Below are 20,174 nucleotides of genomic sequence, written 5' to 3'. Positions count from 1 at the left end.
TCTGATCGGTCGACCAGGCGTGCGTGCCAGGTTTCCCCCACTCATTCGCATTTTCTCCCCGTACACCTGGCCACCATGGGTGCCGGGTGTTCTCTGGATCGTGTGCGAATTACCAGGGGGAACTGTACACACTTCTCTCTCTGTACTCCAGTACCAAAATCCAGTCAGGACTGAGGTTCTTTCCGGGCTGCCATCTTCGCGCTCGCCGGGTACGAACCAGGTGCGAAGGTGCGAAGGTGAAGAGGTCAGTCAGGGGCGTCGTCGTCGATCAGGAGGCCTCCCTGTCCGCTCGCGGGAGACCTGGCGATCAAATGAGAGATCACGTTCACGGTGTTCTTCAGAGCAGGACACCAGTAGGAACACCACTCCCCTGCCGCCCTTAACCATAGAGCAGATCCCACAACCCCCTGAGACCTGACCATCGTCTTGAACTGAAGACTTTCCTTCCTGGAGTGCGACGCCCCATCCTTCACCGGGGGGCGTGCCCCCCCCGGACCCCCCGCTAATGAAGAGCGGCAGGGGTCCGCATCCCATCGTCACGATCATCACTCTGCCTTCCCACCCTATCTTCATCCCGGGGGCCCGGGGGCAGGGCCCCCGGCGCGGTGGGGGGGAGGCATGAATGCATGCATGGACCCGCAACGAAAAGGAGAGGACTTCTTCACTATATCTCCTGCTCTCTTCTGGGTAGGGGAGGGCAGGAAAAGTGTTGGGATATGCTCATAGAACATTTGCCGCGTTCTCGACCCCCCAGACCCCCCGCCACACGGTAGATCGCGGACGGGACTCTCTTCATAGATTTCGAATACGCCTTCCCGGCCCAATCTCCGTTCCCGGGGTTCGAGGGCCGCGCCCCCGGCGAGATTCAGGAGCGGAGGTGAGAGAATCACGCGTGCACCCAGAAGAGGTGAGGCTCTCTACAGAGCCGTAATCTGAGACTTTCGTCAGGTATGCCTGAAGCGTGCTTTTGCTTCATCCCCAACACGAGCATGCCCCGCCGCAACCCTCATACCCCTGCCAGTCAAGGACTCCTCCATGAAGACCTGCATGATCTTTTACTCTGGCACCGGGCAGACCCGCGCCCTGGCGAAAGGTGCCGCCGAGATCGTCGGGGCAGACCTGGTCGAAGTCAGGGACCGCGCCAATTACTCGAAGGTGATGATGTATCTCAAGGGGGCGCCACGGGCGCGCCGCGGGGAGAAGGCCGAGATCGAACCCGCCGAGATCGATGTCGGGGCATATGACCTCGTCGCGATCGGGACACCGGTCTGGGCCGGGAACCCGACCCCTGCCGCGCACGCGATCATTGCCGGACTCAGGAACTGCGAGGGAAAAACGGCGGTAGCCTTCGCGACGAGCGGCGCCGTGCCTGGGGGGGCCCTGGAAAAACTCTCAAAAGCCCTCGGAGCGCGTGGGCTGAGCGTCGTCGGCACTTTTCATGCCTCCGCGAAGGACCTGAAAAAAGGGGACGGACCAGAGAGACTGGCCCGGGTGATCAGAAGCGCATCAGGCGCGTGATCGAGGTGCGGGCCTCCTCGATCTCTTCGCGCGAGAGGGAGAACGCCTCGTCGCCGACGGTCAGGCGCAGGCCTTCGCCGCCGACGGTGCCGATGACCTGGTACTCCAGGCCTTCGAGGGCCGCCTCGTCCTTGAACGCGACGAGGAACCGTCCGTAGGTCTCTGAGAAGAGGGCGACGAGCGGGTCGTCGCCAGTGATCGCGACCTCGGCGTCGGGCGCAAGTTTGGCCAGGGCGGCGATCAGTCCGCCCTTCGAGAGGTCGGTCGCCCCGGTGAGGGCGTCGGCCGCCACCAGGTCCCTGACCTTCTCCATCACTGCCGGGTCGGCCTTTGGCGGGGCCGCACCGCCGCATCCGGTCACCGCGTCCAGGACCGACCCGCCGAGGTGCGCCCCGGTCGCCCCGACAAGGGCGAGGCGGTCGCCGGCCGCAGGAGCGGTCCACCGGCGGACCGGACCCTTCCCGACCATCCCGATCGTCGGGGTCGGTTTGATCTCGGTCCCGAACTCGTCGCTCTCATTGTACATCGAGACGTTTCCGCCGACGACCGGGGCGTCGAGGGCGCGGGCCATGTCGCCGAGGCCGAGCACGCTCTGCTCCATCTCCCAGAAGACCTCAGGATGAGAGGGACTGGCAAAGTTGAGGCAGTTCACGATACAGAGAGGCCGGGCGCCGAGGCAGGCGAGGTTCGCCGCATTCTCGTAGACCGCATTTGCGGCGTTCTCGTAGGGCGCCAGGGCGATCTGGCGGGGGTTGCACCCGCACGAGAGGACCAGAGCGGCGTCACCCAGGCGCAGAACTCCTGCGTCGTGATCGGTGGAGACGGTCCGCAGCTGCACATGGTGGTCGTACTGCTCGACGATCCACTCCTTGGAGGCGACGTCAGGGTGCGAGAGGACGGCAAGGGCCAGGGTCTTGAGCGCGCCCTCAGGCGGAGTGTAGGTGGTGTCCGGGGCCTTTGGCGTCTTTGGCAGGGCACACCCTGGTGTCCCGCCGACCAGGAGGTCGACAGGAAGGTCGCAGACCACCGTCCCCTCGAACTCAACGATATAGCGCGGCTCGGCGATCACCTCCCCGATCTCGCTCCAGCGCAGGTCGTACTTCTCGGCGATCGCGCCGATGAGGGCGACGTCCTCGGGAGCAGCCTCGACGAGCATCCGTTCCTGCGACTCAGCAAGCATGATCTCGACCGCATTCATGCCTTCTTCCCTGAGGTGGACCCTGTCTGCAACGATCTTCGCTCCGAAACTGCTCGCCATCTCAGAGGAGGCCCCGGCGAGCCCGGCGGCCCCGAGGTCGCGGCAGGCCAGGACCTTTCCGGTGGCGGCCATCTCGCAGGTTGCCTCGATGAGCAGTTTCTCGGTATAGGGGTCGCCGATCTGCACACTTGTCCGCTCTGAAGCTTCTGAATCTTCTGAGAGATCACGTGACGCGAACGAGGCCCCGCCAAGCCCGTCCCTCCCGGTGGACGATCCATAGAGGACCAGACGGTTCCCTGGCGCCTTCACCCGTGCGGTGAGGTAGTGGTCAGGGTCCACGACACCGACACAGACGACATTGACCAGCGGGTTGCCCTGGTACGAAGGGTCGAAGACTGTCTCGCCCCGGACCACCGGGACGCCGATGCAGTTGCCATAGCCCCCGATACCCCCGACGATGTGCTCGAAGAGGTACCTGGTCTTCTCCCCGTCGAGAGACCCGAAATACAGGGGGTCCATCAGGGCGATGGGGCGGGCACCCATCGAGATGATGTCCCTGACGATCCCGCCGACCCCGGTCGCCGCCCCGTCATAGGGATCGACATAACTCGGGTGGTTGTGGCTCTCCATCCCGACGACGACCGCGAGGTCGTCGGAGAACCGGACGACCGCAGCATCGTCCCCTGGTCCGAGGATTACGTCTTCCCCCTCGGTCGGGAGAGTCTTGAGAACAGACTTGGTCGAACGATATGAACAGTGTTCGCTCCACAGGTTCTCGAAGCACGCGGATTCCACGTCGGTGAGGGCGCGGCCCAGTGTTCCGGTGATGAACCCAAGGTCATCGGCAGACAGCATGTACTCACAGGTGGGTTTCGGGAACTATATATCCATCTCCAGGAGTCCTCCATGATCTCTGACCAGGGCCAGACCGGCGCGTCACACCAGAATCGCACGGGGGGGTCACGCGAGATCTCGAATACCCATTTTTCCAGGGGGCCTGAACTCCCCTTTCCTCCTCGCCATAGGCCGCCGCATCAGGGAAGACGGGATTGACCGACATGAAGAGGGTGTTGCAATCCTCTACCCTGTCGTGTGGCAGGGTGCGCACGAGACAAACGTGAAAAAACCCTGGATTTTTGGCTCTCTCGAATCAGAGATGAATCCTGGGATCCACGCATACGAGATGAACATGATCATGGGTCTTGAGGTCATGCACCGCTCTGTGTCCCTCTTTCAGAGCAGGACACCATGCGGGAAGATCACCAGATCGCCGCCCCCCGCCGATCCCCATTCCAGGGGCTCAAGGGTGGGGTCTTCCCCTGGCGCGAGACGATGGACAAAAATGTCTTCAACTCTGTAGAATCGGGCATGAGGGTGGGGTTCAAGTATACGCGATGAAAATCGTTCTGAGGAGCGCTACAGAGTTTAAGAGGATCTTTCTCCTCGCGATTGGGGATCTGGAAGATCCGGTTTCATCGCCGCCCTCTGCATATCTTCGTCGTGGGGGGTTCCGGGGGGTGCAACCCCCGGCGTGAGACGGCACCCACGATCATCACGCCTTCCCATACCCTCGTGCCGGGGGCGCTGCCCCCTGACCCCCGGGATGGCGATAAGGGCGGGAAGGAAGAGGGCCGATCATGCAGGAGATGGGTCCGCACTCTGCGTATTAGTCCCGAAGGTGTATGGTGGATTCAAACCCTTCTATGATCCAGGAGATATGATCTTCAGGATCATTTTCATGGTAACCCCTCACCTTTTCTGGGTGCACGCGCGATTCAACTGCGTTCCCCTATCTTCCCCTGCAGAGATGGCAAACCTGAGGAATTCTACAGAGCTATATTGCAGATGCATCTCCTGAATGATCGGGCGTCTGCCTTCCTATTCCTATCTTCATCCCCATGAATATTCATTCCCTATGCGTGAGTCCGGGGCTCATGCTGAATTCTACAGAGTCGATCTTCGAGCGGCACGCCCCCCCGTAGGGGAGGCATTCGAAGGAATAATTCTATAAATCCATTTTTACAGGGCCGCGGCGAAACCCGCGACATTACGATCCCGCAGGGAGGGAGCCACCTCTTATAACCCCTCCCGGCAATAATGTACCGCATGGCAGATCCCTATGAAGAGTTATTGAAAAAGGCCTACGCCAATATCACCGAAATCGGAGACACCTCTGATCGGTTCCATATCCCGGACGCGAAGGTCTACCTTGAAGGCAAGACCACGGTCATCGAGAACTTCACCGACGTCGCCAGGTACATCAGGCGCGAGCCTGAACAGCTGATGAAGGTCCTGGTCGGCGAACTCGGGACCGCAGGAAAGATTGAAGGGAGTCGTGCCGTCTTCAACGGAAAGTTCGACGAGACGATGATCAACTCGGCGATCAAGAAATTCGTTGAAGACTACGTGATCTGTTCTGAGTGCGGGCGGCCAGATACGCGGCTGGTCAAAGACGGGCGGGTGCTGCTCCTCAAGTGCGACGCCTGCGGCGGGCATCGGCCGGTGAAAAAACGGCGTGCACGCACCGAGGCCCCGACCAATCAACTGGAAGAAGGTTCGGAACTCGACGTCACCATCGGGTCCATTTCCAGGCGCGGGGACGGGGTCGTCAAGATCGGGAAGTACATCATGTATGTCTCCAAGGCAAAGCCGGGCCAGACGGTGAAGGTACGTATCACCAAGATCTCGGGATCGATCCTCTTCACCGAACGGATCTGATCATTTTAGGTCTGTAAAATCCGGCATGAACCTGGAGCTCACGCAGATGCGATGGACATGAGCGTGGGTCTCTGGATCGCGCACTGATCTGTGTTCCTCCCTGGGAGCACGAGGCCACGCGGGAAGAGCACCAGGTGGCCACCCTCCCTCTCCTCGTCGTGGGAAGGTCAGGGAGGTCTCCTTCAGGCGCGAGAGGACGGTGAAAGTTTTGCAATGGAGGGCGACAGGGCATATCGAAATGCTCTTTTGCTTGCAACTCCATGGCGGGGGTCCTGCCACCCGGGCCCTGGGGATCCAGAGAAGGACGAGAAGGCAGAAGCTCGATCATTCGGTTCTGTAGAATCTGGCATGAACGTGGGGTTCACGCATACGTGATGAACATGATCGTGGGTCTCCATGGTGCGTGGACCTGTGCTCCCCCCTTCAGAGCAGGATTTTGGATCTCGGGTATGGAGGATCTTGGGGAGGAGAGATCATCATACAAACCTCCCGGTTGATCGTCAGGATCATTTTTATGGAGCATATCTTACAATTCCCTGAGGCCTGACCATCGTCTTGAACTTGAAGGCCTCCCTTCGAGGAGTGCGACGCCGTATCCTCCACTGGGCGGCACGCGCCCCCCGGGTCCCCCTGCTGATGAAGAGTGGCGGTGGATGGCATTACGCTCTTCATAGCGGTTGATTGTGCCTTCCCGCCCCTCTCTTCATCTCGGGGGGGTCCGGGGGCGTAGCCCCCGGCGAGAAGATGGGGGAAAGCATGAATGCATGGATCCATAACGAAAAGGGGGTATCTAAAGTTCTCTTCTGGGTGGGAGGGTGTTGGGATGACCTCATGGTACCCCCTCACCCATCATGTGGGCGGATGTGTGTCACCCGCCTTCCCCCTCTTAGGCCGAGGGCGGCACGCGCCCCCGCAGAGATCGCCGTCTAGAAAACTTCTACACAGCCATCATTTTTTGATCTCGACCCAGAACCCGGTCTCCTCATCTTTTATCCCGGCGTCGTGGAGACCGGCGCTGGAGAGGGCAGCGGTCAGCGTGGCGGGCCGTCCCCGCCCGCTCCGGCGTGCGACGTCCTCGTCCCAGTGAGGATTTCTCCGCCGCATCTCGGCAAAGATCTCTTCTTTGATGGCAGGGGTGCCAAAACTCCCGCCCAGGTAGGCGGTCCCGCCCGGAGCAAGGGCGCGAAAGATCTCAGAAAAGGCCCGCGGGCGGTCTTCCCAGAAAAAAATCGAGCCACGAGAGACGAAAAGGTCGACAGTGTTGTCGCAGAAGGGGAGGGCATGGACGTCGCCGAGAAGCGACCCGACCCTCCCTGAGAGCCCGGCCTCCCTGATGTGCTGGCCGGCAAAAGAGAGCATCTCAGGATCGCGATCGAGAGCGAGCACCTCCATCTCTGAGTGTGCGGCAACCTCGATCCCGAGCAGACCTGGACCCGCACCGAGGTCCACACAAAGCCCCTTCTCGGTCCCGGCCCAGGAGAGAAGTCTTCTCGCGACGACCGGATAGAGAGGGGCAAACACCTGCGTGGCGATCCGGTCAAAACCTGCGGCGTTCCTGGGCATCTTCAGGCCCTTCAGGCCGTGGTCTTTGCCCTGACCTCTTCGAGAAGCTCGTCGCACTGGACAGTGAGACGGGCGCAGGCTTCACGGATCGAGACGATCGGGTCCTTGCCGTCTTTGGTGGTGACGAAGAGTTCAGGCTCCGAGAACTGGTACATAATCACATATTTTGCCACGTCGACCGAGGGGTCGGTGAGGAGCTCCTCGGTGAGGGCGTTCATGAAGGTGTGGCCCTGCCCCTTCAGGACCATCCGCACCTTGTCCTCTTCACGCTCCAGGATCTTGATATCCATGTAAAGATAGGTGGTGGGCAGAAGAGTATATAGATATGGGTACCCGTCCCTGGCCCGGGAATCTATATCAAGCGCCGGGATTATTGGGCGTATGGACAGGGGCGGAGGGTTGCGCCGGGAACTCGGTCTGGCAGAGGTCACCCTCACCGGCGTCGGGATCATCCTGGGTGCCGGGATCTATGCCCTCCTCGGCGAGGCGGCCGGGCTTGCAGGCAATGCTGTCTGGGCGGCCTTCGGGCTCTCGGCGGTGATGGCCTCGTGCACCGGGCTCTCCTATGCCGAACTCGCGTCCATGTTCCCGAAGGCCTCGGCCGAATATGCCTATGTCTCGCAGGGCTTTGGCGGGCGGGCCGGGTTTGTGATCGGGTGGCTGATCCTCCTCTCCGGCGTCCTCTCTGCGGCGACGGTCGCCCTCGGGTTTGGCGGTTACTTCGGGGAGGCGACCCCTCTTCCGGTAATTCCGGTGGCGATGCTCCTCATCGCCGGGCTCTCCCTGCTCTCGATCAGGGGGATCCGCGAGACCGCTTTCTCTGCCATCGCCATGACGATGGTCGAGATCGGGGGGATCGTGGCCATCGTCCTCATCGGTCTCCCGCACCTCGGGGAGGTGGACTATCTGGAGGCCCCACTCGGTCTCCCAGGAGTGTTTCAGGGGGCGGCCCTGGTCTTTTTTGCCTATATGGGGTTTGAAGAGATGGTGAAACTTGCCGAGGAGACGAAAAATCCAGAGAAGACGATCCCGAAGGCGGTCGTCATCGCCCTGGCCATCGTCGTCGTGCTCTATATGCTCGTCACTCTCAGCGCCGTCTCGGTGATGGGATGGGAAGGGCTTGCCGGGTCGCAGGCGCCCTTCGCCGAGATCGCCGGGGCCGCGTTGGGGGCACAGGCCTTCACCGTCCTCACGGTCGTCGCCCTCTTTGCGACGGCGAACACCACGCTCCTGCTTATCGTCGCCGCTTCACGTCTTGCCTATGGGATGGCGGCGGCGGGGTCCCTCCCGTCCCCACTCGGGACCGTCCATCCGCGGTTTGGAACTCCATGGGTTGCGGTCGCGGGGGTGGGCGCCGTCGCCGCACTCTCCACCCTCGCCGGCGAGATCGCCTTTGTCGCCAACCTCACCAACCTCGCCCTCTTCCTCACCTTCGTCCTCATCAATGCCACTGTCATCGTTCTCAGGATACGGATGCCCGAGACCGCAAGGCCCTTCAGGGTTCCCCTCGCGCTCGGACCGGTCCCGGTCATCCCGGTCCTCGGGGTGCTCTTCTCCCTCTTCCTCCTGGCGCAACTCGAGGCAAGGGTGTACCTCCTCGGCCTCCTCCTGGTCGGGACCGGGGTCGCCCTCTCGTACCGGTGGCAGGCGACCGGATGAACATGGGTCCGAGACGAACGTCAGGGTGTTCATGTACGAGAGAGCAATGGAGAGGAATACCGTTTAAGTGCCGTCTTCCCCCTATCCTCGTCGTGGGTTCCGAGGGAATGCGGCTGGAAGGAGACGAATGATCAGAAACCCGCTCTGACGTATCGATGAAGGGGTACCCTGAACATGATCGTAAATATCACCTTTTGGAGAAAAATCTGCCAATCCCCAACACAAGCGCAATTAAATTGCCTTCCCACATCGAACGCTGCGGCGGCGGCGAAGTGAACACAGTTCCCAATGGTTTTCCTGTCTTAATAGAGGAGATCACGCGACGAGAAGTATTCATCTCATATGCATGAGGCATGATCTCGCCCCATGCAGAATTCTACAAATCCTGCTTTGTAGAACTCCTCACTTCTTCTCGACGCAAGGGTGACTCAATCGCCTTCCCACACAATCACACCGGGGGCGCGGCGCCCCCGGACCCCCGGGACCGCGATGGGGCCGGGAAGGCACAAAAATGATCATGAAGAGGGGATTGCTGTCCTCTGCCTATCCTCGTGCGGGATGTACGCCGCCGCCACTATGACTCGTTCTCCTTCGCCTTCTTCCATGACCGAAAGATCACTGCCCCGGCGATCACCGCGACCACGAGGACCAGCACCACCGCGAGCACAGGGAAAGACCCGCTTCCCTCCTCCCCTGCATCAGACAGGGCGGGCTTGACTCCGACCATCGCCGTCGTCGAATAGGTGTTCCCGTCAACATCCTTGTACTCGATGACCAGGGGCACCTCGGTGACGTTCTCCGCGGTGAACGTGACATCGAAGTTCGCGAGGTCGTCTGGGTCGAGGGACGCAACCGGATAGGCGCGGTTGGGGTCCACAGGCACCGCCGGCGCCCCGGTGGTGATCACCACCGCCTTCGCCACCTCGAGTCCGGTGTTGGTGACGTCGCCGTTCACGCGGTAATGCCCGCCCTCGGCAGTGACCTCCACCCCGGAGACGACGATCTCGGCCCGTTTCTTGTCCTCAGAGAAGACGATCGGGAGGGTCACCTCTTTGCTCCGCTGGTTGTCGCCGTTGCGGTACCTGAGCGTGAACACAAGGTCCATCTCTTCGGTGGGGGTGATGTTGAAGGTGGTCTCGCCCGCCTCGTCAGGTTCAAGCCCCCCGATGAAGGCGCTCGTCGGGGTGATCTCAAGGTCCTGGCCAGAGAGAACGACCGAGACCCCATTGACCGGACCGTCACGCGGGTTGCTCACCTGCACTCTCACCATATCCTTCCTGTCCCTGACAAACGAGTCTGGCCTGTCAGAGATGGAGAGTCTTGGTTCGGTCCCATCCACCTTCACCGGCACCGGGTACCTGAGCGAACCCGCGTCCCTGAAATCGAGGACAAAGACCGGATAAAAAAATCCTTCACTCAACGAGGCCTTGACCCTGAAGGTGAAGTTGACCGTGTTCCCCGGGCCGATGGCCCCAAATGACTGGTACGGGCTGTCAAGCACCATCACGTTCCTTTCGGTGTACAGCTTTGCGCTGCTGACCGCAACACTCTCATCGGCCGTGTTCTTCACCGTCACCCGCACCGTCGCCTCGTCGCCGGGCATCAGGACGGCAGGATCGGTCTGGGTATCAAGGACCGCCACCCTCGCCGCTTTCTCCTCGCCATTGTATGCCACTGCAGCTGTAGGGAGGAGAAAGAGGAAGACCATGCACCATATCCACAGCGACCGCATATTACAGAACTCCCAGGGACCAGATCTGAATAATAATATATATCCCCACCGGCAGACCGACGGTGATGAGGGCGTGGCGCAGGGTGAGGGCGCGTGCATGCCGCATCCCGAAGATCCAGATATTGGCAGACCAGAGGAGGAAGAGGATCCCGAGGATGGCGGAGATCATCGTCATCGGCGCACTGGCGATCGCCTGGCCCATTGCCTCCATCCCGGCCTCCGTGGTCGGGTCCACCTGCGGAAGCGCTATGGATGGAGCATAATAATAATACACCGCAGACGAGAGGATACTCCCAAAGACCATCGGGAGAAATCCATACCCGGCCACCTCAAATGTCTTTATTATATCTCCCTGACCCTTGAATGCCGCAGAGATGAGATAGAACACTATCGCCACTGCGATAAACATCAAAAACGCAGTGATCACCACAAAAATAGCCGCAATGAGCCCGCCAAACCACATGTACGACTGCATCTCAGGAGAGAAGAGGGATCCTGTGATCTCGACCGACTTGTACGCCCCCGGTGCCATCGCAAGCCCGGCCAACAGGACGCACAACAACGGGAATTTCAGTCCAGCCTCCTGGTCAGCCCTTTCCCTGAAGAAGGTGTCAGGGTTGAGGAGGAGGTCGACCATCCAATGACTCATAGAGATCTCTGGCACAGCCAAACCATATAAATAAGACGATTATTCTTCAAGCGCCATGAGGACCGCCTTCCTGAAGATAATCTCAGGGACGACGCACCCCACACGCACCTCAGGGTCATAGGCGATCTCTGGATGACCGAGTTCTTCCATCCGTGAAGGCCCGCTGCAATAGGCCTCGGCCTTCGCGATCTCCTCGACCAGGTCCTGCAGAGGGAGGCCATTGAAGGAGACCTCTGAGACGTCCCCGGCGACCTTTTCCACCCTGACCTCGACGATGACCCCGCTCTCCTCAAGAAGAGGGCGGATCTCTTCCAGGACTTCTCCCAGGGACCGTTCCGTGTCGGTGGTGCGGTAGTGGCACCGCACTCCCGGGCCCCTGCGCCAGAGGACCACAAATCTCTCCTTCGTCAGTTCGCCCTCCTGTCTTCTCTCACCATACTCCAGAAGGTAGAGCCCAGGCCATATCAACCTGCGCCAGTCAATTCCGCTTTCTCAGGAAGGCCTGCACCTTCTCGGACTCGATCCATCCCTGGTCGAGGCGGTCGATGATCGCATCAATGATCCTGGCCTGTTCGAGGATCTGCTCGGCGTCCCTCTCATCGCAGTTGAGATCGGCAAGCCCGACGATGACCGAGAGAGGGTTCCTGATCTCGTCGCCGAGGGTGGCGAACTGGGCGATGTTCTGGTCGATCTGGGCATAGGCCTCCTCACGGACACGCTCCATCTCGCGGCGTTCGGTGACGTCGCGCACCACCCCCTGGGCCCCGGCCACCGCCCCTTCGACCATGATGGGAGCGGCATTGATCTCAAGGTGCCTGGGCGACCCGTCCTTTGCATAGAAACAGACCTCCACTCCCTCGACGACCTCGCCGGACTTGAGGGCGGCGATTGCATCCTCTACGATCTTTTTCCATTTCTCACGCAGTCCCGCGCGGTATGACCTCCCGACGAGTTCCTCGGGGGTATATCCGGTGACCCTCCTGACCGAGGGGGAGAGGTAGGTGTACTCGCCGTCGGCATCGGTGATGAAGATGACGTCAAAACTCCGCTCCGCGATCTCGCGGAACTTCTGCTCACTCTTTTTCAGGGCATGTTCGGTCTTCTTTCTCACGCGGATGGTATAGGCCAGGAACCCGACCAGGAGGAGAAGAGTCACGAGGGCGATGATCACCGCCGCGAGCACCTCACGGTCGATCTCGACGGCCGTGTTTGGGGCATGGATGACCGTACTCCCTGCCGGCAGGTCAGACTCCTGGAGCCCGAACCGGTCCAGTTGTCGATAGTCAAACCTATAGGTCCCCTGGAGATCGGCCTCGACCGGGATCTTCGACGCCGACTCGCCCTCAAGCACCCGCAGGGCAAGGCGCCCGGCGGCAGTCCCCTGGTCCTCTCCCGAGGTGAGACGGCCCCCCACAAGCCCTTCCCCCAGGTAGATATCCCAGACCCCATAGACCGGGACCGGCGAGGCGGCGCTCACCGTGCCGACGACCTCGTCATAGTCGTACGAGGTGCCGTCCTGATCCAGGTAGAAGGTCATCAGGAGGACGATTGCGTCTGGCGGAAGGGCGGCGACAGTGTCCAGGACCTGGTCGAGGGATTGCCCTTCAGAGGAGACGATCTCCAGGCGCCCCTGATATTCCCCGGCCGCTCGTTCGATCACCTTCTGGTTGGAGAGACCGGTCTCTGAGCAGTCATTGATGACATAGATCCTCCTGACTCCAGGGTCAAGCGCAAGGGCGGCATCGATGGTGCCGACCACATCGTATGCCTCGACGATCCCGGTGCAGTCCCAACCCTCGAGATAGGCATCTTCAAAATAATTCACCCCGCAGAAGACGACCGGGACACCAGGGAAGAGATCATCATGATGGTCACGGAGAAAATGGAAGGCGTACTCGTCTGCACAGATGATCGCATCAAACGAGGCGTCTGCATACTTGACCCTGAAGAGCTCGATCAACTCCTCCTCATACCCGGGGGAGTTGACCCGTGGCATGTCCATATACTCGATGTAGAGGACGACGCCCTCCTCTTTGTCAAGGACTGACTGTACCCCCCCGGTCACGTCGTCGGTCCAGGAGAGACCATCATAATAGGAATGGAGGAGGAGGACATTGTGAGAATCGTCCGGGGCGATCGCTCCGACAGGTGAGAGTGAGGCAGAGAAAAGAGATACTAAAAAGAATGTCAGGAGAAAAACCCTCACGACGTCGCATCTGCCGTCGAAACCGGGCTTTTCTCTCATCTCCTGGGCACCGCCTCGGTCTAATTCGTGTTCTTCCAGAGCCTGATCCGGTGCATCGCCTCTTTGAGAGTCTCAAGAGACGCCGCATAGCTGACGCGGATCCAGCCTGGGGCATTGAAGGCGCTGCCTGGCGTCGCGGCCACGTGCGCCTCGTTGAGCCACTCGTGCGCGATGGCCATGTCGTCGCCTTCCACTTTTACAAAAGCGTAGAAGGCACCGTCAGGCGGGGCGACCGTGTAGCCCATCGACCCGAACTCGTCGAGCATGTACATCCGGCGGCGCTCGAACTCCTGGCGCATCGCCTCGACACAGGACTGGTCGCCGGTGAGGGCCGCCACCCCGCCCCACATCACGAAGGTGGTCGGATGAGAGACCGAGTGCTGCTGGACCTTGACCATCTGGCGGAGGACCGGGAGCGGGGCCACCGCATACCCGAGCCGCCACCCGGTCATCGCATAGGCCTTGGAGAACCCGTTGATGGTGATCGTCCGCTCGGCCATGTCGCCGATGGACGCAAGGGAGACGTGCTCTCTCCCATAGATGAGTTTCTCGTAGATCTCGTCTGAGAGGGCGAGAAGGTCATAGTCCTCACAGAGGTCGGCGACCAGGTTCAGGGACTCCTTCGAGAGGACTGTCCCGGCCGGGTTGGAGGGCGAGTTGATCACGATCATCCTGGTCTTCTGGCCCACCCGTTCGAGGAGAGAGTCGTCGAGCTGGAAGTCGGGCTCGTCCATCATGTGGTGGACGACCCTGCCCCCGGCCATCTGGACGCAGGGTTCATAGCTGACCCACGCCGGGTCAGGGAGGATCACCTCGTCGCCAGGGTTGAGACAGGCTTGCATTGCCTCGTAGATGGCACTCTTCGCCCCGCAGGTAGCGATGACCTGGTCAGGGGTGCAGGGGATCTGGTTCTCGGTCCGGCACTTCTCGGTCACCGCGTGCAGGAGTTCAGGGATCCCGTTCGAGGGGGCATAATGGGTCTCGCCCCTCTTCAGGGCGTCGGCACAGGCCTGCACGATGTGGTCGGGCGTATCGAAGTCGGGTTCGCCGATGGAGAGAGAGATGACGTCGATCCCCTCTCTCTTCATCCGCTTGGCGGCGTCCGAGATCTCGATCGTCGCCGACGGGGCGACGGCACCGACCTTCTCAGAGAGGGCTCTCATCCTAATCTCTGCACCATCTTGATGGCCGACTCGACCGCACGTCTTGCATAGTCGATCCGCTCGTTGGCCTCGAGTCTGGTCATGCCAGGCCCTGAGATCCCGAGGGAGACAGGTTTGTTGTACTCAAGGGAGAGGTCGATGATCTTGCGAGCGGCGTGCTGAACCACGATCTCGTCGTGCTGGGTGGCACCCTCGATGACGCACCCGATGGTCACGACAGCGTCGACCTTCCCGTCTTCCAGCATCTTCTTGATCGCAAGGGGCATGTCGTAGGCGCCAGGGACGTAGAAACTCTCGGTCACTTCTGCGCCCAGGAACTTCGCGTGTTCCTGTGCCTCGATCTCCATCATATAGGTGATGTCGCGGTTGAACTCTGCCACGACGAAGCCAAGTTTGATTGTCATGATGATCTCCTCGATTGATCCTTTTTCCAGTCTTCTTTTATTCCTGCCGGTCTACTGCCTGGCCGGGCCGGCGTCTTTGAAGCCCTGCCGCTGCCCGGTGCCGGCCATTCTGGTCAGCACCTCGGGACGGAGGACGAGGTTCACGGCGTTCTCGGCATGTTCTCTCGTCCGCCGTTCGGCAAGCCAGGCGAGTTCCCGGTCGTCTCTGGCCTCGTCCTCATGGACAAAGACCTCGATGATATGGTGGTTGGTCATCAGCTGAGCGAGCATCAATCCCTGGGAAGCTTCGTGGGCGCAGAGTTTGTCCTTCTCCTGCCCGCCCGGCATCCCGAGGGCGATGACGATGTCGCATCCTCGCTCTTCGATGAGTTTCTTGCAGGCCACCGGGAGGTCCTTGAATCCCGGGACCGTGGTGCGTTCGATCGCCACGCTGCCATGTCGTTTCAGCTCGTCGATGGCGATCGCGCCCATGTTGACGCGTGCAAAGGTGGTGTCGGCAACCCCGACCTTCATGAATCCAGCACCTCTGCCGCGGCCTCGACACCGTCACCCACGCCGGCAACGCCAGCCTTGCGGAGTGCGTGCTGGACTGCGGCGAGGGTGGCAAGGATCTCGGGGGCGCTGACCGCACCCATCGAACCGATGCGGAAGATCTTGCCCTTGAGGTGGTCCTGCCCGCCGGCGATCTCGATGCCCATCTGCTTGACTTTGCCGCGCACGTCGGCGTCGGCGACGCCTTCGGGCATCCGCACCGCGGTGACGGTGTTCGAATAGGCCGAGTGTTCGTCGAGCTGCGGGAACATCTCGAGTCCCCATGCGGCGACGGCGGCGCGGACCGAGGCCGACATCTTGCGGTGCCTGGCAACCCTCGCGGCCATTCCTTCTTCCTTGATCATCATCAGGGACTCGTGAAGCCCGAGGAACAATGGGACTGCCGGGGTGTACGGGGTCTGCATCGGCTCTTTCTGGGCGCTCTTCCGGTACGAGGCGAGGTCGAGGTAGAAGGGACGGTCCTCGACGATCCGGTCCCATGCCCGGTCAGAGACGGCGACGGCGGCAAGCCCGGCCGGGGCGGCGAGGCACTTCTGCGACCCGACGATCGCGACGTCGACTCCCCACTTGTCGGCGAGGACTTCGTCGCCGCCGACCGAGGTGACGCCGTCCATCACAAAGAGGGCGTCGTACTTGTGCGCAAGTGTGCCGACTTCCTTGGCCGGGTTGAGGATACCGGCGGAGGTCTCGTTGTGGACCATCGTCACCATCTCGGCGCCGTTCTCAAGGGCGTCCTCGAGGGCGGCAAGGTCGACCGGGGTCCCCCACTCGGAGGCGATCTCGGTGGCGTCGCCGTTGCGCGCGGCGATCTGGTAGAGACGGTCGCCGAACTTCCCGTTGACGAGCGAGGCAATCTTTTTGCCCTTCCCGAAGTTGGAGATCGCGGCGTCCATGCCGGCGGTGCCTGAGCCACTGAGGACCAGCACGTCGTTTTCTGTCCCAAAGCATTCTTTCAGGACTTCGACACTCTCGGTATATGCGGCGCCGAACTCGGGACCGCGGTGGTTGATGGCCTGACGCATCATGGCCTGGCATACCCGTTCAGGGAGCGGGACCGGACCTGGCAGCATCAGGAGTCGTACGTCTTCCATAGGTACAGGTTTGATTCGCGGTACGTGGCAATGTAGATTTGCCCCGGGCAGGGGTGCCGGGGCGTTCACGAACATTTTGATCTGACCTGGAGGCGGTGGAGCACAAGGGGTATGAAGGAAGAATTTCTGGGTTTGTAGAATTGGGTATGAACCTCTGGCTCATGGATATATGATGAAAATGACATGGGATGGACCCGTGCTCCTTCTTCAGAGCAGAACACCCACGCCGGAAGATCACCGAATGGCCCTGCAGAGATAGTCATCAAGAGTATTTACCATGAAAATGATCTAGAAGATCGGCTCCTGAGATTTTGATGGGGATTTGAAACTATCTGTGGCAGACATGACCCATACGCAAAGAACAGAGACGCCTTCTGAATAATTGTCTCTCTGCCTTCTCCACCCTATCTTCATCTCATATTTTAGACTCTTCCCCGCCGCCTCGCGCCGGGGGGCCTTGCCCCCCGGACCCCCCGCCACACGATTGGTCGAGGATGGCATCCAGTCATTCAGGATCTTCGATTCAGCCTTCTCGCCCCAATCTTCATCCCGGGGGTCCGGAGGCAGCGCCCCCGGCGTGATTGTGTGGGAAGACACACTCAATGGCCATGAAGAGCGTAATGCCGTCCACCGCCTATCGATCGCGCGGGGGGATCGGGGGCGCTCTCGAAGATCAAGACCTGTCTCTCAAACTCATCTTCCCAGGATAGTGATCCCTCTCATCCCCCTGACACTCAGGACGACGGTGAGATCACGAAGGCCGGGACAAAGATCCTGGAAGAGATTGTGCCTATCGTGTGGCGGGGTGTGTGAATGTTCACTCCTCAGAGTTCTGCCAGGAGCAGGAGAAGGCATAAACCATCCCGCCCCACTATCTTGGAAGCAGACAGAGTGGATTCATCATGCCAGATGTTGCAGTCATCATCGGATCGGCCTCTGACAGTGCAATTGCCGAGAAGGCCACACATATACTCGCCGAATATGGGATCACCTATGACCTCCAGGTGATCTCGGCCCACCGCGATCCCGAGCGCCTGGACGAGTACGTGAAGACCTCGGACGCGACGGTCTTCATCTGCATCGCCGGGATGTCGGCGGCACTCCCCGGTGTCGTGGCCTCGAAGACCAAAAAACCGGTGATAGGAGTGCCGGTCTCTGGTACACTCCTCGGCGGACTTGACGCCCTCCTCTCGGTGGTGCAGATGCCGAAGGGCGTGCCGGTCGCATGTGTCGCCGTGGACGGCGGGGAGAATGCCGCCCACCTCGCGGCGCGGATCCTGGGCACGGCGTAACACACATTTCAGGGCCGCTTTAGAATATTTCATGAGATGTCCCAGGAGATGTTCTGGGGTGTGAAGAGAGCCTTCATCTTTTTCGCTCTGTAGAATCGAGCATGACCCTGAGGCTCACGCATACGCGATTGAACATGATCGTGGGTCTCCAGGGAGTGTGGATCTATGCCCGCTCCTTCAGCACAGGACACTCTGTGAGACCCCCGCCTCATTGCCGCCCCCCAGGAAGGAGAGTCTTCGGTTCAAGACGATGGTCAGGCCTCAGGGAGTGGTGGGATATGCTCATGGTATATCCTCATCTTTTCCGGGCGCACGTGCGAACCGTTCACCTGCCCGGGGATCTCAAAAGGATTTCACCAGGCCCTGATTTTCACACCTCCGCACGTGGCACGAGATGGCAACCGTGATACTACGAGGAGGGCGGCAACCTGATCGATGTGAACCCCTGACGTGTCTTCAGGATCCACTCAAGGGGGTCGCAACAAGGAAAAATACTGCCTGGTCGCCAGGTATGTCCCGCCCCCCCCCGGCGATCTGATCCTATATTTATATTATGTGCCGCTCCTAACAACTCCCTACAGATGTCTGACAGAGCGGCCAAAAAACCGGGTGTGATCGAACAGATCAGGACAAGCAAGCATCCTGCCGTATCCATCGCCAGAGACATCGCCTGGGCGGTCGCGGTAGTCGCAGGGATCGCCCTGGTCCTCTTTCTGGTCTCAGGGACCTGGCCGGCGGTGGTGGCGATCGAATCAGGGAGCATGATCCCGAATATGAACGTCGGCGACCTGGTCTTCGTCTCTGCCCCTGAGCGTTATGGCGACTTCCAGACATGGGAGGACGGCCAGGCCTCGGGGTATGTGAAATACAATGACTATGGCGACGTGGTCATCTATCGCCCCAACGGCGCCGACTCTGTCAACCCGATCATCCATCGTGCCCTCATGTGGGTCGAAGCGAACCAGACGGTGATGTTGCCTCTCGAGACCGGGCATACCGCCGAGTATACTGCCCCGCATGCAGGCTATATCACGATGGGAGACAACAACCCGGCCCCAGATCAGCTCTCTGTCTACCGCGAGGTCGGCGGGCAGATCGAACCGGTGAAGAAGGAGTGGGTGGTAGGCAAGGCTCTCTTTGCGATCCCGCTCGTCGGCTACCTCCCCCTCCATATCCTCGAGGTGGCCATCGTCCTGATCGTCCTGATGCTGGTCTACGACTTTGTGGTCGGGCGCAGAAAAGAACAGAAATAAACCGGGAGAACCCCCCTATGCCCAGAGACGAAATCAGTGTACTACTCTCAGACACGCGTGCAGGCCACCGGATGACCGAGGAGGAGGCCCTCACCCTCCTGAAGGTGCGGGACCGGCAGGTGTGGGAGATCGCGGCGGCCGCCGACGAGGCCAGGCAGGAACGTGCCGGCGAGACGGTCACCTATGTGCGCAACCAGAACCTTCACATCACCAATATCTGCAAGAACCTCTGTGGGTTCTGCGGGTTCGGGCGGAAGGCCACCGACCCTGGCGCCTATTTCCATGGGAGAGAAGAGGTGGAGCGTCGGGCCTGTCTTGCCCGCGACCGCGGAGTCAGCGAGGTCTGTTTTCTCTCAGGCGTCCACCCCGACTTTGACGTCACCTCCTATGAGGAGATGATCGGGTGGGTACATGCGATCCTCCCTGATGCCGACATCCACACCTGCAGTCCCGAGGAGGTGGCCTTTGCCGCGGAGCGGAGCGGGATATCCACAAAGGAGGTGCTCAAACGCCTCCGTGCCGCGGGGCTCGGCACCCTCCAGGGGACGGCGGCCGAGATCCTGGTCGACGAGGTGCGGCAGGTGATCTGCCCGCGGAAGGTGGACACCGCCACCTGGGTCCGGGTGATCACCGAGGCCCATCAGATGGGGATCAGGTCGACGGCCACGATCATGTACGGGAGTTACGAGTCTGAGGCCGACCGGGTGCGCCACCTCGGGGTCTTGCGCGAGGTCCAGGACAGGACCCATGGGTTCACCGAACTCGTCCCCCTCCCCTTCATCCACACCAACACCCCACTCTATAAGGCCGGGATCGCACGGCCAGGCACGACCGGGCGTGAAGACCTGCTGATGTTTTCGGTTGCCCGTCTCTTCCTGGACAACTTCGAGAACATCCAGATCTCGTGGGGAAAGGTCGGGACGAGGCTGGCGCAGCTCGGGCTCATGGCCGGGTGCAACGACCTGGGCGGCACGATGTTCGATGACGAGGTCTCCACCGACGCCGGGGCAGAGGACGCCGATTATCTCGACCCTTCGGCGATGCGCCGGATCACTGAGGATCTGGGACGGCCGTTGCGGCAGCGGACGACATTGTATGAATTGATCTGAGGGGGATAGGAAAGAGGGGCTCTGTAGA

The 20,174-nt window shown here is 60.7% G+C and carries 17 protein-coding genes; 6 read left to right on the top strand and 11 right to left on the bottom strand.

Going from position 1 to position 20,174, the window contains the following annotated elements; genetic code table 11:
- Positions 1-1,035: 1,035 nt before the first annotated feature.
- The gene (locus J2129_RS10295; RefSeq protein ID WP_209630780.1) at positions 1,036-1,518 is read left to right on the top strand and encodes a flavodoxin; all 483 of its coding nucleotides are present in this window, start codon (positions 1,036-1,038) and stop codon (positions 1,516-1,518) included.
- Here the strand turns inward: J2129_RS10295 and purL are convergent.
- On the bottom strand, positions 1,496-3,571 hold the full coding sequence (gene purL / locus J2129_RS10290; RefSeq protein ID WP_209630779.1) for a phosphoribosylformylglycinamidine synthase subunit PurL: 2,076 nt from the start codon (positions 3,569-3,571) through the stop codon (positions 1,496-1,498). The two genes, J2129_RS10295 and purL, sit on opposite strands and share 23 nt — an antisense overlap.
- A 1,251-nt stretch (positions 3,572-4,822) precedes the next feature.
- Here purL and J2129_RS10285 point away from each other — a divergent pair.
- A complete protein-coding gene (locus J2129_RS10285) occupies positions 4,823-5,434 on the top strand; it encodes a translation initiation factor IF-2 subunit beta (RefSeq protein WP_209631325.1) in 612 nt (203 codons plus the stop codon).
- 948 nt (positions 5,435-6,382) lie between these two features.
- Here J2129_RS10285 and J2129_RS10280 read toward each other — a convergent pair.
- Positions 6,383-6,997 carry a class I SAM-dependent methyltransferase gene (locus tag J2129_RS10280; RefSeq protein ID WP_209630778.1) on the bottom strand — a complete coding sequence of 205 codons (615 nt, stop codon included), beginning with the start codon at positions 6,995-6,997 and terminating at the stop codon, positions 6,383-6,385.
- 11 nt (positions 6,998-7,008) lie between these two features.
- The gene (locus J2129_RS10275; RefSeq protein ID WP_209630777.1) at positions 7,009-7,287 is read right to left on the bottom strand and encodes a DNA-directed RNA polymerase subunit L; all 279 of its coding nucleotides are present in this window, start codon (positions 7,285-7,287) and stop codon (positions 7,009-7,011) included.
- Between the two features lie 91 nt (positions 7,288-7,378).
- Here J2129_RS10275 and J2129_RS10270 point away from each other — a divergent pair, with 91 nt between their 5' ends.
- A complete protein-coding gene (locus J2129_RS10270) occupies positions 7,379-8,656 on the top strand; it encodes an APC family permease (RefSeq protein ID WP_209630776.1) in 1,278 nt (425 codons plus the stop codon).
- 574 nt (positions 8,657-9,230) lie between these two features.
- On the opposite strand, the gene J2129_RS10265 is transcribed toward J2129_RS10270, so the two are convergent.
- The 8 genes from J2129_RS10265 to J2129_RS10230 all read right to left on the bottom strand — a co-directional run bounded on the left by J2129_RS10265 (position 9,231) and on the right by J2129_RS10230 (position 16,492).
- A complete protein-coding gene (locus tag J2129_RS10265; protein ID WP_209630775.1) occupies positions 9,231-10,364 on the bottom strand; it encodes a hypothetical protein in 1,134 nt (377 codons plus the stop codon).
- Between the two features lie 25 nt (positions 10,365-10,389).
- Entirely contained in the window at positions 10,390-11,037 is a 648-nt protein-coding gene (locus J2129_RS10260) for a Yip1 family protein (RefSeq protein ID WP_209630774.1), read from the bottom strand.
- Positions 11,038-11,076: 39 nt separating this feature from the next.
- Positions 11,077-11,430, bottom strand: coding sequence for a DUF2703 domain-containing protein (locus tag J2129_RS10255; RefSeq protein ID WP_209630773.1), 354 nt, complete (start codon positions 11,428-11,430; stop codon positions 11,077-11,079).
- An 85-nt stretch (positions 11,431-11,515) separates the two neighbouring features.
- Positions 11,516-13,282, bottom strand: coding sequence for a PAS domain S-box protein (locus J2129_RS10250; RefSeq protein ID WP_209630772.1), 1,767 nt, complete (start codon positions 13,280-13,282; stop codon positions 11,516-11,518).
- Between the two features lie 20 nt (positions 13,283-13,302).
- Positions 13,303-14,445, bottom strand: coding sequence for a pyridoxal phosphate-dependent aminotransferase (locus tag J2129_RS10245; RefSeq protein ID WP_209630771.1), 1,143 nt, complete (start codon positions 14,443-14,445; stop codon positions 13,303-13,305).
- Complete coding sequence (gene ribH, locus J2129_RS10240; protein WP_209630770.1) at positions 14,442-14,849, bottom strand: 6,7-dimethyl-8-ribityllumazine synthase; 408 nt, start codon at positions 14,847-14,849, stop codon at positions 14,442-14,444. The genes J2129_RS10245 and ribH overlap by 4 nt, the downstream gene beginning before the upstream one ends.
- A 51-nt stretch (positions 14,850-14,900) precedes the next feature.
- Positions 14,901-15,362 carry a riboflavin synthase gene (gene ribC / locus J2129_RS10235; protein WP_209630769.1) on the bottom strand — a complete coding sequence of 154 codons (462 nt, stop codon included), beginning with the start codon at positions 15,360-15,362 and terminating at the stop codon, positions 14,901-14,903.
- Positions 15,359-16,492 carry an alanine--glyoxylate aminotransferase family protein gene (locus tag J2129_RS10230; protein ID WP_209630768.1) on the bottom strand — a complete coding sequence of 378 codons (1,134 nt, stop codon included), beginning with the start codon at positions 16,490-16,492 and terminating at the stop codon, positions 15,359-15,361. The genes ribC and J2129_RS10230 overlap by 4 nt, the downstream gene beginning before the upstream one ends.
- A gap of 902 nt (positions 16,493-17,394) precedes the next feature.
- On the opposite strand from J2129_RS10230, the gene purE reads away from it, so the two are divergent.
- The 3 genes from purE to cofH all read left to right on the top strand — a co-directional run bounded on the left by purE (position 17,395) and on the right by cofH (position 20,146).
- On the top strand, positions 17,395-17,784 hold the full coding sequence (purE, locus tag J2129_RS10225; RefSeq protein ID WP_209630767.1) for a 5-(carboxyamino)imidazole ribonucleotide mutase: 390 nt from the start codon (positions 17,395-17,397) through the stop codon (positions 17,782-17,784).
- A 581-nt stretch (positions 17,785-18,365) separates the two neighbouring features.
- Entirely contained in the window at positions 18,366-19,037 is a 672-nt protein-coding gene (locus J2129_RS10220; RefSeq protein WP_209630766.1) for a signal peptidase I, read from the top strand.
- A gap of 17 nt (positions 19,038-19,054) precedes the next feature.
- Positions 19,055-20,146: a 5-amino-6-(D-ribitylamino)uracil--L-tyrosine 4-hydroxyphenyl transferase CofH gene (gene cofH / locus J2129_RS10215; protein ID WP_209630765.1), complete on the top strand. Its 1,092-nt coding sequence runs from the start codon at positions 19,055-19,057 to the stop codon at positions 20,144-20,146.
- Positions 20,147-20,174 lie beyond the last annotated feature (28 nt).

Source organism: Methanofollis sp. W23, from assembly GCF_017875325.1.
GTDB lineage: Archaea > Halobacteriota > Methanomicrobia > Methanomicrobiales > Methanofollaceae > Methanofollis.
The sequence above is the reverse complement of the archived record's forward strand: the minus strand, read 5'-3'. Positions and strand labels throughout refer to the sequence as shown.